This window comes from Curtobacterium sp. Leaf154, assembly GCF_001424595.1.
In the GTDB taxonomy this organism is placed as follows: domain Bacteria; phylum Actinomycetota; class Actinomycetes; order Actinomycetales; family Microbacteriaceae; genus Curtobacterium; species Curtobacterium poinsettiae.
In genome coordinates this window covers 114,901-128,030 of record NZ_LMOS01000007.1, presented here as the reverse complement: position 1 = coordinate 128,030, position 13,130 = coordinate 114,901, and the positions used below count along the sequence as shown (strand labels likewise).

General features: G+C 72.1%; 12 protein-coding genes and 1 pseudogene. 6 read left to right on the top strand and 7 right to left on the bottom strand.

All coding sequences use genetic code 11. The annotated features are described in order from the left end of the window. The first annotated feature begins 46 nt into the window (after nucleotides 1-46). The 3 genes from ASF75_RS14705 (at nucleotide 47) to ASF75_RS14695 (ending at nucleotide 3,483) form a co-directional block, all read left to right on the top strand. Nucleotides 47-1,345, top strand: a complete 1,299-nt coding sequence (locus ASF75_RS14705; RefSeq protein ID WP_017887765.1) for an MFS transporter — start codon at nucleotides 47-49, stop codon at nucleotides 1,343-1,345. Between the two features lie 110 nt (nucleotides 1,346-1,455). Further along, nucleotides 1,456-2,778 carry a carboxylesterase family protein gene (locus ASF75_RS14700; protein WP_056072592.1) on the top strand — a complete coding sequence of 441 codons (1,323 nt, stop codon included), beginning with the start codon at nucleotides 1,456-1,458 and terminating at the stop codon, nucleotides 2,776-2,778. Between the two features lie 264 nt (nucleotides 2,779-3,042). Next, nucleotides 3,043-3,483 (top strand): NUDIX hydrolase, encoded by a 441-nt coding sequence (locus ASF75_RS14695; RefSeq protein ID WP_056072589.1) that lies wholly within the window; start codon nucleotides 3,043-3,045, stop codon nucleotides 3,481-3,483. 9 nt (nucleotides 3,484-3,492) lie between these two features. Here ASF75_RS14695 and ASF75_RS14690 read toward each other — a convergent pair whose 3' ends face one another. From ASF75_RS14690 to ASF75_RS14680, 3 genes are all read right to left on the bottom strand, one after another. Then, nucleotides 3,493-4,209, bottom strand: coding sequence for a hypothetical protein (locus tag ASF75_RS14690; RefSeq protein WP_056072586.1), 717 nt, complete (start codon nucleotides 4,207-4,209; stop codon nucleotides 3,493-3,495). Beyond that, a complete protein-coding gene (locus tag ASF75_RS14685; RefSeq protein ID WP_017887761.1) occupies nucleotides 4,206-4,394 on the bottom strand; it encodes a hypothetical protein in 189 nt (62 codons plus the stop codon). Before ASF75_RS14685 ends, ASF75_RS14690 begins: the two co-directional genes overlap by 4 nt. 74 nt (nucleotides 4,395-4,468) lie before the next feature. Then, entirely contained in the window at nucleotides 4,469-4,837 is a 369-nt protein-coding gene (locus tag ASF75_RS14680; RefSeq protein WP_056072734.1) for a VOC family protein, read from the bottom strand. A gap of 54 nt (nucleotides 4,838-4,891) precedes the next feature. Between ASF75_RS14680 and ASF75_RS14675 the strand changes: the two genes are divergently transcribed. Both ASF75_RS14675 and ASF75_RS17440 read left to right on the top strand, forming a co-directional pair. Beyond that, on the top strand, nucleotides 4,892-5,533 hold the full coding sequence (locus ASF75_RS14675; RefSeq protein ID WP_056072584.1) for a nucleoside/nucleotide kinase family protein: 642 nt from the start codon (nucleotides 4,892-4,894) through the stop codon (nucleotides 5,531-5,533). A 94-nt stretch (nucleotides 5,534-5,627) separates the two neighbouring features. Further along, a complete protein-coding gene (locus ASF75_RS17440) occupies nucleotides 5,628-6,461 on the top strand; it encodes an SDR family oxidoreductase (RefSeq protein ID WP_082046845.1) in 834 nt (277 codons plus the stop codon). A 1,401-nt stretch (nucleotides 6,462-7,862) separates the two neighbouring features. Here the strand turns inward: ASF75_RS17440 and ASF75_RS18170 are convergent. From ASF75_RS18170 to nucS, 4 genes and pseudogenes are all read right to left on the bottom strand, one after another. Further along, a pseudogene (locus tag ASF75_RS18170) lies at nucleotides 7,863-8,408 on the bottom strand (ArnT family glycosyltransferase); the annotation flags it as partial. 361 nt (nucleotides 8,409-8,769) lie between these two features. Continuing rightward, nucleotides 8,770-10,047 (bottom strand): CynX/NimT family MFS transporter, encoded by a 1,278-nt coding sequence (locus ASF75_RS14660; RefSeq protein ID WP_056072575.1) that lies wholly within the window; start codon nucleotides 10,045-10,047, stop codon nucleotides 8,770-8,772. Next, the gene (locus ASF75_RS14655; RefSeq protein WP_042538010.1) at nucleotides 10,044-10,718 is read right to left on the bottom strand and encodes an HAD hydrolase-like protein; all 675 of its coding nucleotides are present in this window, start codon (nucleotides 10,716-10,718) and stop codon (nucleotides 10,044-10,046) included. The genes ASF75_RS14660 and ASF75_RS14655 overlap by 4 nt, the downstream gene beginning before the upstream one ends. Before the next feature lie 101 nt (nucleotides 10,719-10,819). Then, nucleotides 10,820-11,515: an endonuclease NucS gene (gene nucS, locus ASF75_RS14650; protein WP_017887754.1), complete on the bottom strand. Its 696-nt coding sequence runs from the start codon at nucleotides 11,513-11,515 to the stop codon at nucleotides 10,820-10,822. A 175-nt stretch (nucleotides 11,516-11,690) separates the two neighbouring features. Between nucS and ASF75_RS14645 the strand changes: the two genes are divergently transcribed. Then, the gene (locus ASF75_RS14645; protein ID WP_042538008.1) at nucleotides 11,691-13,055 is read left to right on the top strand and encodes a purine-cytosine permease family protein; all 1,365 of its coding nucleotides are present in this window, start codon (nucleotides 11,691-11,693) and stop codon (nucleotides 13,053-13,055) included. Nucleotides 13,056-13,130 lie beyond the last annotated feature (75 nt).

Sequence of the window (13,130 nt, the reverse complement as noted above, 5' to 3'; positions counted from 1 at the left end):
GGAAAAACCTTGTCAGGCAAGGTTTTCATCGACTCAAGGAGGCGTCATGAGCACACCCGAACCCGGCAGCCCGGCACTGCTCAACCCGGAAGAGGGCATCACCCAGCCCGTCAGCACGGTGAAGGTGGGCATCGGCTACCAGATCGCCCTGTTCCTCGGGCAGTTCGGCCTCTTCGTCGCGCTCATGGCCCCCGTCTACGTGAGCATGCAGCTCAAGGCGCAGGCCCTGGTCGGCGACGACGCCGCGAACGTCATCGGGTCGGTGCTGCCGATCGGCGCGTTCGGTGCGCTCATCATGAACCCCCTGGCGGGCGCCCTGTCCGACCGCACCCGCACGCGCTGGGGCCGTCGTCGCCCCTGGCTGCTCAGCGGTGTCGTCGTCTTCGCGATCGCCCTCGCCTGGATCGCCTACTCGCCGGACGTCCTCAACCTGACGCTGGCCTGGCTGCTCGCCCAGCTCGCCGCGAACGCCACCCTCGCCACCCTGCTCGCGAGCTTCGCCGACAACGTGCCGCAGCTGCAGCGTGGCCGGTCCTCGAGCATCATCGCGCTGGCGCAGAACATCGCCGTGCTCGCCGGCACGTACCTGTCGGTCTTCTTCGTGGCGAACCTGCCCGTGCTGTTCATCGCGCCGGGCATCCTGGCGATCATCCTGGTGGCCGTGTACGCCGTGGTGGCCCGCGACGACCTGCCGACCTACACGCTCAAGAAGTTCACGTTCCTGAACCTCGTCGCGTCGTTCTGGACGAACCCGGTCAAGAACCCGGACTTCGCGTTCGCCTGGTGGTCGCGCTTCCTCATCATCCTGGCGACGTTCATGTTCACGACGTACCGCCTGCTCTACATGCAGGAGCACATCGGCATCGAGAAGCCGAAGGACGCCACGGCCGCCGTCGCCTTCGGTGTCCTGCTCTACACGATCGCGCTGCTGATCAGCGCGGCGCTGTCCGGCTGGGCCTCGGACAAGCTCGGTCGGCGCAAGGTGTTCGTCGGTGGGTCGACGGCCATGTTCGCGGTGGGGCTCGTCGCGCTCGCACACGCCGACACGGTCACCGGCTTCTACGTCGCCGAGATCATCATGGGCTTCGCCTACGGCATCTACTCGGCCATCGACACGGCGCTCGTCGTCGACGTGCTGCCGAACGCCGACCGGCCCGGCAAGGACCTCGGTGTCATCAACATCGCGAACGCGTTGCCGCAGTCGCTCGCTCCGGCGATCGCCCTGTTCTTCCTGAAGGTCGGGTCCGACGGAGCGGCCGACAACTACGAGCTCATGTGCTGGGCCGCCGGTGCGATCGCCCTCATCGGCGCACTCGTCGTGATCCCCATCAAGCGGGTGCGGTAGCGCCCGTCGCAACGCGACCAGAAGACGGACTGGAGGCCCGTGGCGACGCCGCCACGGGCCTCCCGTCCGTCTGCCTGGTTGCGTCAGCGGCCCCCGATAGCGTGATCCCCATGCTCGCCCCCGCCCCAGCCCCGTTCGACACCCCCGCCGGCCGCATCATCGGGACGGTCGACGGGGACGTGGTGCGGGTGCTCGGGATCCCGTACGCGCAGGCCGAACGGTTCGCCCCGCCGCAGCCGATGCCACCGTTCGAGGGCGAGCTGCACGCGTCCACCCCGTCGCCGGTCGCGCCGCAGCCGCACGAGGAGTTCGTCGACCTGCTGCTCAACCCGATCCAGGGCATCGAGGTCGACGAGCACTGCCAACGGCTCTCCATCACGCTGCCCGCCGACGTCCGTCCGGGCGAGCAGCTGCCGGTGATGGTCTGGATCCACGGCGGCTCGTACGTCATCGGCGGCGGCGACCTGCCGATCTACGACGCCCGCGACCTGGTGACCGAGCAGCGCGTGATCGTGGTGTCGGTCACGTTCCGGCTCGGCGTCCTCGGGTTCCTCGGCGACGGTGACACGATCCCGGCGAACCTCGGGCTCCTCGACCTGGTCGAGTCGCTCCGCTGGGTGCGCGCGAACATCGCTTCGTTCGGCGGCGACCCCGACCTGGTCACCGTCTTCGGGCAGTCGGCCGGCGGGGACGCGGCCGCGCACCTGATGATCAGTGCCGGCGCCGAGGGGCTGTTCCGCCGAGCGATCATCCAGAGCGCTCCGCTCGGGCTGTCCCGTCGTCGTGCGCGGATGAACCGCGCGATGATCCGGGCGGTGGGCAGCGTGCACGCCGACACCCCGCTCGACGACCTGCTCGACCGCCAGGCGCTCGGCACCCGGGCCGCAGCACCCTACGGTCTGGCCGCCGGCATGCCCTTCGGCACCCAGTACGGGTTCGCCCCGCTGCCCGCCGAGCGCGACCTGGACGCCGCGTGGAGCCGCGTCGCACCCGACGTCGACGTGCTGATCGGGTCCGGCTCGGACGAGGCCGGCATGTACGTGCCGCTCGTGCCCGGGCTGCGCCGGGTGACCCGCTCGCGCGTGCTGCGGTCGGCCCTGCGGTGGTGGGTCGTGCGCCCGCTGTCCGACGTCATCTACGGGCGCGATGCCCGACGGTTCACCGAGCGGCACCGACGTGCGGGTGGCCGCGCGACCTCGTACCGACTGCACCGCGGGGTGACGAGCGCCCCGACCGGAGCCGTGCACATGAGCGACCTGCCGCTGCTGCTCGGCGGGCGCGAGGCCTGGGCCGGCACCCGCTTCGTCCCCGAGCGCGACTGGCCCGAGGTCGAGCGCCGCGGCCGGGCCTTCCGGGCGATCTGGGCCGACTTCGCCCGCACCGGCGAGGTCCGTGCGCCCGACGACGAGACCCTGACCTTCGACCGCGGCTGACCCGCGGGCACGGCCCGTGGCGGCGGCGACTCGCGCCTCCCGGCCCGCGGGGTGGTCGCGACACACCGCACGGGGTGCGTCGCGTGGTCACGTTCCGTCGTCTGCGGGCGGCGGGGCCGACGGTCTGTGACCGCCCGGCGTGCGGACCGCGGGGGGTCGTGACCGGTCGGCGGGCTGGTGGAGCGTCCGCCCCACCCCGGTCCACGGCCTGGAGGCCCGGCGCGGCTGGCAGACGTCGGTGCACCCACCTGGCATGGTCGGCCCATGGAGTACACGGACTACGACACCCGGCTCGCCGCCTACGGCGTGATCACGGACGGTGACCGCGTGCTCCTGGCGAAGCTGCGCCAGCCCGACGCGGGCACGTGGACGCTGCCGGGCGGCGGGGTCGAGTTCGACGAGACCGTCGAGCAGGCCGTCGTGCGCGAGATCCGCGAGGAGACAGGGTACGAGGCCCAGGCCGGTGCCCTGCTCGGGGTCCGGCACCACATCGTCCCCGCAGAGCGCCGCATCCACGCCAACGGCCGTCCGATGAAGGCCGTGCAGGTGGTGTTCCGGGCGACGATCACCGGAGGAGCCCTGCGTCACGAGCTCGACGGCTCGACCGACGAGTCGCGGTGGATCCCCGTCGCCGAGCTCCCGCACCACCGCCACGGCCTGCTCGTGCCGATCGCCCTCGGCTGGGCGGGTGCCCTGTCCCGCTGACGGCTGGCGTCATCCCACGCGCAGCACCGCGAACTGCGGTGGGACCGCGGTGGGTTCAGGGGGCTGGACACCCCACCCGAGGTTGCGGAGCGACTGCGCGGTCTCTGCCGGGAACTGCCGAGCGGTTGCCTCGGCTTCTGCGCGGCGCCAACGACTGCGGAACCCCTGCACCGCGTCCCGCCACGTCGGCAGAGCGTCCACGCCGCACTCGACGATGACGAACTCGACCACGTCGGCGAGGCTCGGCCGGAAGTGCGGGCCGCCGAGCGGGAAGTGCAACGAGGACAACCGTGCCGCATCCCGTCGGCCCGAGCCGTGATCGCGCGCTCGGGCGAGCAGAGAACTGAACGCTCCGCGCTCGGCGTGCAAGTGCCAGTGCGACTGGGGCGTGGCCGTCAACGCCTCCTGGAACTCGAAGCGGACGAGTGGTTGCCGTTCGTCCGCGAGCAGAACGGCGTACCTGCTCTCGCTGACCACGAGAGCATCGAGGTGATCGACCCATCGGAACCGCATCCACGGGGCCAGGTCCGCGGTGTGCACATCGCCCACGGTCAAACGGACCGGGGTACCCCTTCCGGTCGCGGCGACTGACTGCATGATGAAGGTTCCGCTGCGCTCGTCGAGGGCGTAGTCGATCGACGCACCGTGCTCGGGCAGGGCTCCGTCCAGGAGCGCTTGCGCGATCGTCGCCTGGTGCCGCGCCGCCGACGCGGCCTGCTCGTTCATCGCTCACCCAGCAGGGCGGAGATGCTGTCGAGCCAGTTCTGCGTGAGGTACTCGTCCGTGAACAGGTCCCGCCACTGCTCGGTCGGGGCGAACTCCCGATCGTCGAGGTTCCACTCCGCGCGGACCCGCGCCCGCTCCGCCAGGAGTTCCTCGCGGGTCCACTGCCGTCCCAGCACCTTCGTCATGGCCGTCCTCTCGTCGGTGAGAGGACAGTAGGACGATCAGCAGTGCCGACGCGAGCTTTCGGAATACAACATGTTCACCCTTCGATGACGCTGAGGACGTTGCCCGACGGGTCGGTGAACCAGGCGATGAGCGGCCCGCCCTGCCGGTTCACACCCCGGTCGTCGGTCATCCCCTCGTACTGCAGGAACACGACGCCCTTCGCGGTGAGCTCGTCGACCGCGGCGTCGATGTCCGGCACCGGGAAGTTGAGCACCGTGAAGGCCGCCGGTTCGTGACCCGAACCCTTCGGGTAGACGAGCACCTGGTGGCCACCGCCGAGCTGCAGGAAGAGCATGCCGTGGTCCTCGGTGACCTCGATCCCCAGGACGTCCTCGTAGAACGCCTTCGCCTCGGGCACGTCGCGCACCGAGTACCCGCTGAACGCCGTCGTCGCATCGACCATGCGGCAAGTGAACCACCGCGGTCCGGCGTCGGTGCGCTCTGCGAGGATGAAGCCGTGAGCGACTCCGGCACGACCGTCGACCAAGCCGTCGAGCGCGCGGTCGAGCTGGCCGCGGGCAGCGACCGCACCGTGCTCGGCATCGCCGGCGCACCGGGTGCCGGCAAGTCCACGCTCGCCCGCCGCATCGTCACCGCCGTCGACGAACGCCTGGGTGCGGGCACGGCGGTGCAGGTCCCGATGGACGGCTTCCACCTGTCGAACGCGGCGCTCGACGCCCTCGGCCGGCACGACCGCAAGGGCGCGGCGGACACCTTCGACGCCGACGGCTACGTCGCACTCGTCCGCCGGCTCGTCGCCGCCGACGAAGACGTGGTGTGGGCACCGGACTTCGACCGCCGCGTGGACGAACCCGTCGCGGGCAGCATCGCGGTACCCCGCGCCACCCGGCTCGTGGTGTCCGAGGGCAACTACCTGCTCGACGACACCGCTCCGTGGTCGGCGCTGCCCGCGCTCTTCACCGAGACCTGGTTCTGCGCCGTCGACGACGGGGTGCGGCTCGACCGCCTGGTCGGCCGGCACATGCGGCACGGCCGCGACCACGACGCCGCCCGCGCGTGGGCGGTGGAGGTGGACGGCGTGAACGCCGTGAGGGTCGCGCCCACGGTGATCCGGGCCTCCAGGACGGTGTGGACGTGACCGCCGACCGACGTGACCGTCGACGACCACCAGGCCACCCCGACCACCACGTGACCCGGACCACCACCACGCGACACCGACACGAGGAGCGACCATGACCATCGCCATCACCGGAGCCACCGGCAACATCGGGGGCGCCGTGAGCGCGGCGCTCGCCGCGGACGGCGTGCCGTTCCGGATGCTCGTGCGCGACGCCGCGCGTGCGCCGGAGCTGCCCGGCACCGAGGTCGCGGTCGCGACCTTCGCCGACGTCGACGCGAGCCGGACGGCGCTCCAGGGCGTCGACGTGCTGCTCATGGTGTCCGCCGCCGAGGCCCAGGACCGCCTCGACCAGCACCGGGCGTTCGTCACCGCGGCGGCCGACGCCGGCGTGCGGCACGTCGTCTACACGTCGTTCCTCGGCGCGGCTCCCGACGCGACCTTCACGCTCGGACGCGACCACTGGGCGACGGAGCAGGCGATCCGCGAGAGCGGGATGGCGTTCACGTTCCTGCGGGACAGCTTCTACCTGGACTTCGTCGAGGACCTGGTCGGCGAGGACGGCGTGATCCGCGGCCCGGCCGGCGACGGCGCCATGGCGGCGGTCGCCCGGGCCGACGTGGCCCGCGTCGCGACCGCGGTGCTGCACGACCCGGACGCGCACCGCGACCAGACGTACGAGTTGACCGGCCCCGAGGCGATCACCCTGGCCCAGGCGGCCGCGATCGTGTCCGAAGTCCGCGGCCGCACGGTCAGCTACCACCCCGAGACCCTCGACGAGGCGTACGCATCACGTGCGCAGTGGAACCCGGAGCCGTGGCAGGCCGACGCCTGGGTGAGCACCTACACGGCCATCGCCGAGGGGGCGCTCGCCCACGTGTCCGGCGACGTCGAACGCATCACGGGACGCACGCCGATGTCCCTGCGCGAGGTGCTCGCCGCCCGCTGACGCGTGGTGGCCGCGGTGGCTGCGGTGTCCGTGGTGCACTCCGGGTCCGACCGACGGGCCGGGCAGCCCGCAGTGCCACACGGTCCAGGTGATGCCGTTCGCCCGGCGCGGCTGCATCGGCAGGCGTGCGTGCCGGGTGCCGTGGGACAGTGCTCGGCAGCCGCCGGCCAGCGCGGCACGCAGGACCGGGTCGGTGCGGGGCGCGTGGGCCTCGACGACGAGCACCCGCAGGCCGTCGGCGATCCTGCGACGGATCTGGTGCGTCGTGAAGACGGGCACGGTGCCCGAGAACCCGCCGTCCGTCAGCACCGGCAGCCCGGTCGCGTCGATCACGGGCGCGGAGATGTGCCACGTGTCCGTCAGGAACAGCGGTTCGTCGTGCCGGTACCCCTCCAGGCGTCGCGCGGTCGCGACGAGCCGACTGAGGGCACGCGGGTACGGGGTCGATCCGCCCCACGGGTCCGGGCTCGACACGTGGAACACGTCCGGGGTGCCGGCCGGGATCGGCCAGCGCGCGGGCCACGGCCCGACGGATGCGTCGACGCCGCTGCCGTCGCGCGTGGCGTCGAGCGCCTGCAGTGAGAACGCGGCCGGTCCGGCGACCAGCGCGAGCCCGGCTGCGAGCGCGATGGTCGTCCGGGAGGCCCGGTGCCAGCCCGGCCCGCGGGTCGCCTCCCAGCGGGGTCGCCAGCACAGCGCCGCCACGCTGGCGACGACGGCAACCGTCGCGACGGTGATCGCGGGCCCGGCGAGCACGCGTGGCATCGCGGTGCCCTGGGCGAGGAACACCACCCAGCCGAGCTGCGCCACGGCGAGGACGGCGGGGAGCGCCCGGAGTGCCCGGGACTGCGCCCGGACCAGGCCGACCGCACCGCGCCACCCGAGGGCCGCGAGCAGGGCGAGCTGGACGCCGATCGCCGCGACGTAGGCGGTGTGCGGCACCGCGGCCACCGACAGCACGAGCGCCGCGGTACCGAGCCAGACGACCAGGACGGCCAGGGTGGCGGCTCCGGCACGGGTGTCGAACGCGTGCCCGAAGGGGGTGCCGGCGGTGTCGTGGGCTGTGCGTGTCGACGCCGGCGTGATCCTCCGCGCTCGCCGTCGGACCAGCACCACGGCCGCGACCACCACGCCGAACACCGCCGCGGGCAGGAGCCAGGCCACCTGCGACGCCAGGTGCGGTTCGAGCAGCTTGCCGAACCCGGCCGCACCACCGCGCCAGGTGTGCGGGCCGAACGGCACCGTGAACGACCGGACGGACCCGGGCACCGCGCCGGGCAGGAACCGGTCGATGCCGTTGTACCCGAACACCATGGCGAGCGGACTGTCGGTCGTCGAGCCGTCCGCCCACGGCCGCGAACCCGACGGCGTGAGCGCCAGCGCGGTCACCCACGACACCGATGCCAGGACCGCGACGACCCCGAGCACTCCGGCGCGGATGACCCGGGTGCCGAAGCGGAAGGGACGGCCGTCGTGCCGGGCCGAGGCCAGCAGCGTGCCGAGCAGCAGCGCCGGCAGGACGAACCAGGCCTGCACCATCTTCGCCTGGAACCCGACGCCGACCGCCAGGCCCGCGGTGACGAGCGGCCACCACCGCCCGGTCAGTGCCGCGTGCTGCCAGCACAGCAGGGCAACCGCCAGCGCGGCGGTGACCATGCCGTCCTCCATCGGGTGCGCGAACATCGACACGAAGATCGGCGTCGACCCGGCTGCCGCGGCGGCGACGAGGCCCGTGCCGACACCGGCCCAGCGGAGTCCGACCAGGGAGCAGGCCCACAGCGTGACGAGCCCCTCGATGACCTGCGGGAACGCGAGCGCTGCGGTGGAGTGCCCGAACAACCGGAGGCTCAGCGCCTGCGGCACGGCGAAGCCGCTGAGCTTGTCGAGCGTCACCGTCGCCGAGGGGTCGAACGCGCCGGAGAAGAACGCCGGCCACGACTCGGACATCGACCGCGCCGACGCCTGGTAGAAGCCGAAGTCCCCACCACGGCCCAGGTTCCAGGCGAGCAGCACGGTCATGCCGCCCGCGATCACGAGCAGGGTGAGCCGTGCCGCGAGCGGCTGGTCCCGCCACCGGGCGGGTCGTCGGATGTCCACTCTCCGGACCTTGGCCGTTCGGGATGACGATGGGCCGGGACCGTGCCGCCAGCTGGCCGCGAAGCCGGTCCGCGCGCTGAGGGGTCGTGCGGGTGCGGCCCCCGTCGGTCAGCGCCTCGGGGGTCGAGCCGGAGCGGGGTCTCAGCCGGCGCTCGGGTTCGGGGTCAGGACGCCGGGCGGCGGGCGGGCGGGACGGCGGGCGGTTCCACGCTCAGGAGACCCGTCGCGCGGCGAACGTTCCGACGACACCCAGGGTCAGCACCGCGACGAGCACGACGAGGAGCGGTGCGGTCCAGGTACCCGTCGCACCGTGCAGCGCCCCGGCGAGCAGCGGCCCCGCGGAACCGAGCAGGTACCCGCCGCCCTGCACGAACGCGGACATCCGGCGGGCGTCGGCATCGCTCGAGACGATCCGCACGATCACGATGAAGATCACGGTGATGCCACCGCCCTGGGCCGCGCCGCCGAGCACGGACCACAGCAACCAGAGCTGCGGGGCGAACAGCAGCCCGAGCGGCATCGCCAGCCACAGGGTGCCGACCAGGGCGATGATCGCCGCCGGACGCCACCGGGTCGCGAGCAGCGGGACGCCGAGCGCCCCGACGACGGCCAGGATCTGGAACACCGACGAGCTCGCGCCCGACGACGCCTTCGAGAAGCCGATCTCGTCGTGCAGCAGGGTCGGGATCCACGCGGTGAGGGCGTAGTACGAGAACGCCTGGCCGCCGAACGCCAGCGTCAGGCCCCAGGTGATGAGCCGTCGTGCCGGCCGGATCGGTTCGGCGGCGGCGACCCGTGCGGCCTCGGCGGCGCGCGCGGTGCGGATCGCCCCGGTGTCGAGCACCTGGTCGATCGGACCGGTGATCGGCAGTGGTCCGTCGTGGTCGGACGGCCCCGGGCGTCGCCAGGCGGCCCGTGCACCGACCGCGTAGGTCCAGGCAGCGGCGGCGATGAGCGCGAAGACCGCCCAGATCGCGATGGCGACCGGCCAGCCCCACAGGGCCGCCAGGGGAGCGGTGCCGAGCGACGTGATCATCGACCCGACGTTGAGCGCCGACGTGTAGACGCCGGTGACCAGGCCGACGCGCTCCGGCGAGGTGTCCCGCCGGATGACCACCGGGATCACCACGTTGCCGATCGTGATGCCGATGCCGATGACCGCGGTGCCGATCAGCAGCGCCGCCGACGAGGGCATCGAGCGCACGACGGTGCCGGCGAGCACGATGACGAGCGACAGGGACACCGCGCGCTCGGGGTCGGCCTTCGCGATGACCCAGCTGGCGAACGGCGTCGCGAGGGCGAAGCAGAGCACCGGGATCGTCGTCAGCAGCCCGGCGATCGTCGCGGTCAGGCCGAGGTCGGCTCGGACGTCACCGATGACCGGGGCCGTGGCGACGATCGGGCCGCGGAAGTTCAGGGCGATGAGGACGATGGCAGCGGGCAGCAGCCAGGCGGCGCCGCGCAGGCCCCGTCGTGCGACGTCGTTCATGCGGACGGCGTCGCGGACGGCAGCAGGATCGGCAGCAGGTCGAGCGGGGTCGCAGCCGTGGCGATGGTGCCCTCGGCCTCGTCGGGGGAGCCGTAGCCCCACTCGGCGAAGACGACCGGGACGCCGTGCACGGTCGCGCCCTCGACGTCGTGCTTCCGGTCGCCGATCAGCACCGGGCGGCTGGTGTCGAAGCCGTGGGCCTCGAGTCGGCGCAGTGCTTCTTCGACGACGTCGGCCTTGCTCGACCGGACCTCGTCGTCGCTCGCGCCCGTGATGATGTCGATGTCCCCGGTGAGCCCGTAGTGCTCGAGGATGTAGGTCGCCGGGGTCTCCGGCTTGCTCGTCGCCGTCGAGATCGGCAGCCCCGCCTGGTGCAGGGTGCGCAGGACGACGTCGATGTCCGGGAACATCGCCGAGTCGAGCGCCCCGTGCGAGAAGTAGTGCTCGCGGTAGACGGCCAGCGTGCGGTCGGCCAGTTCGTCGTCCATGCCCATCGCGATCCGGAACGTGTCCATGATCGGCGGGCCCACGAACGACATCAGGGTGTCGCGGTCCGGCACCGGGACGCCGACGGTGCGGAAGGTGTGCGTCAGGCTCTCGAGGATGCCCGGCGCGGAGTCGCTGATGGTGCCGTCGAGGTCGAACAGGATGGCGGAGAACGGGCTGGTCATGTCCTGCCCACCCTAGCCGGGCGGTGGCGGCGACCATCCGGGTTCCGTCGGCGGCGGGGCGGGGGTGCGCCGTGCCTCCAGGCCGGACGGGCCGACGCGGCTCAGAACAGGCGGGTGTGGCCGCCCTCGATGCCGCGCATCGCGTCGTAGTCGAGCACGAGGACGCGGATGCCGCGGTCCTCGGCGAGGGTGCGTGCCTGCGGTGCCACCGTCTGCGCTGCCAGCACGCCCTGCACCGGACGCAGGTGCGGGTCGCGGTTCATGAGCTCGAGGTACCGGGTGAGCTGCTCGACCGCGTCGATGTTGGCGTTGCGCTTCATCTCGACCGCGACGCTCGCCCCTGCGTCGTCGCGGGCCAGGATGTCGACCGGCCCGATCGCCGTCATGTACTCGCGGCGGACCAGGGTGTGGCCGTCCCCGAGGAGCTCGATCTGCTCGGCCAGGAGCTGCTGCAGGTGCGCCTCGACCCCGTCCTTCACCAGGCCCGGGTCGACGCCAAGGTCGTGGGTCTCGTCGGACACCACCTCGTACAGGGAGACGATGAGCTTGTCCTGCGTCTTCTTCTGCGTCACCGTCCACACCTGGGTGATGCCGGCGACCGACTGCTCCTCGTCCGGCTCGGTGATCTCGATCGAGCAGGGCGGGCTCATCCAGTTCAGCGGCTTGTAGCTGCCGCCGTCGGAGTGCACGAGCAGGGAGCCGTCCGCCTTGAGCATGAGCAGGCGGGTCGCGAGCGGCAGGTGGGCTGAGAGCCGGCCCGCGTAGTCGACGGAGCACCGGGCGATGACGAGACGCACCCCGGAAGCCTAACCGGCGCGATGTCGTCGCCCGGACCGGGCGCGCTGGCTGTGCTGCACGCACGGATTCACATGCCGGTAACGACGTTCTGCACATGTACCGCAATCCGATGCCGTCCTACCGTGGCTGACACCCCGATCGGCCCACGCCGACACCCCTCCCCGAGGAGCCACGATGGCCAGCGAGACCGCAGTGTCAGCACCACGAACCCCCCGTTCCGAGTCGGTCGCCGTCGACGACTACTCGCTCAGCCGAGTCCCGATGTCCGCGCGCTACGGCTGGTTCCAGGTCGCCGTGCAGCGCTTCGGCCAGATCTCGGCCCTGTCGCAGTTCCTGCTCGGTGCGACGCTCGGCTTCGGCATGAGCTTCTGGGACGCCTTCTGGGCGATCACCCTGGGCGCCGTGATCCTGGAGATCGTCTCGGTGCTCGTCGGCGTCATCGGCGTGAAGGAGGGCCTGAACACCTCGGTCATCGCCCGCTGGACCGGGTTCGGCAAGGCCGGCTCGGCGCTGGTCGGACTGGCGATCGGGCTGAGCCTGATCGGCTGGTTCGGCATCCAGTCGGGCGTCTCGGCTGCCGGGCTCGTCTCGATCCTGCCGATCCTGCCCGCCTGGGCGTGGTCGCTCGTGTTCGGGCTGCTCGTCACCGCCATCGTGCTGCGCGGGTTCCACTCGATGCAGTGGCTGGCGAACGTGACCGTGCCGCTGTTCCTGGTGCTCGTCGGCTGGGCGGTCATCGTCGAGCTGAGCCGGCACTCGATTGCCGAGCTCGCCGCGCGTGCCCCGGCCGGTCCGGAGCTGAGCTTCGTGGCCGGCACCACCCTGGTGGCCGGCGGGTTCATCGTCGGTGCGGTGATCACGCCGGACATGACCCGCTTCAACCGCTCGGTCGGCGACGTCGTGAAGCAGACGCTGCTCGGTGTGACGCTCGGCGAGTACGTCATCGGCCTGGCCGGTGTCCTGCTCGCCCACGCCGTCGGCTCCGCGGACATCACCCGTGTGATCACGTCGAGCGTCGGCTGGGTCGGCATCCTCGTGATCCTGCTCGGCACGTTCAAGATCAACGACTGGAACATCTACAGCTCGAGCCTCGGTGTCACGAACTTCATCGACGCGGTGTTCGGCAAGCAGGTGAACCGCGGGCTCGTGACGCTCGTGATGGGCGTCGTCGGCTCGGTGCTCGCCGCGGTCGGGTTCCTCGGGGCCCTGACACCGTTCCTGTCCGTGCTCGGGGTCGTCTTCCCGCCGATCGCCGGGATCATGGTGGCGGAGTACTTCGTCGTGAAGCGCTGGCGCCGCGAGTTGAGCGACGCCGAGAACATCCCGGCGACCTCGCCCACCTGGGTGCCGGCCACCCTGGTCATCTGGGCGGTCGCCTCGCTCATCGGGTACTTCGTCGCCGTCGGCATCCCGTCGATCAACTCCGTGGTCATCGCCTTCGTGCTCTACGTGGTCGCCGGCAAGGCCGGGCTGATCCGCGGCGTCGGTGTGAGTCGGACCGAGGCTGCGCCCGCCGCACCGGCCGCCCCCGCCGCCTGACCCGGGCGGTCCCAGAACGGCCGGTCGCGTCGCCGCACCCCTGATCCGCGCGACGGCGCGGCCGGTCCCCACCAC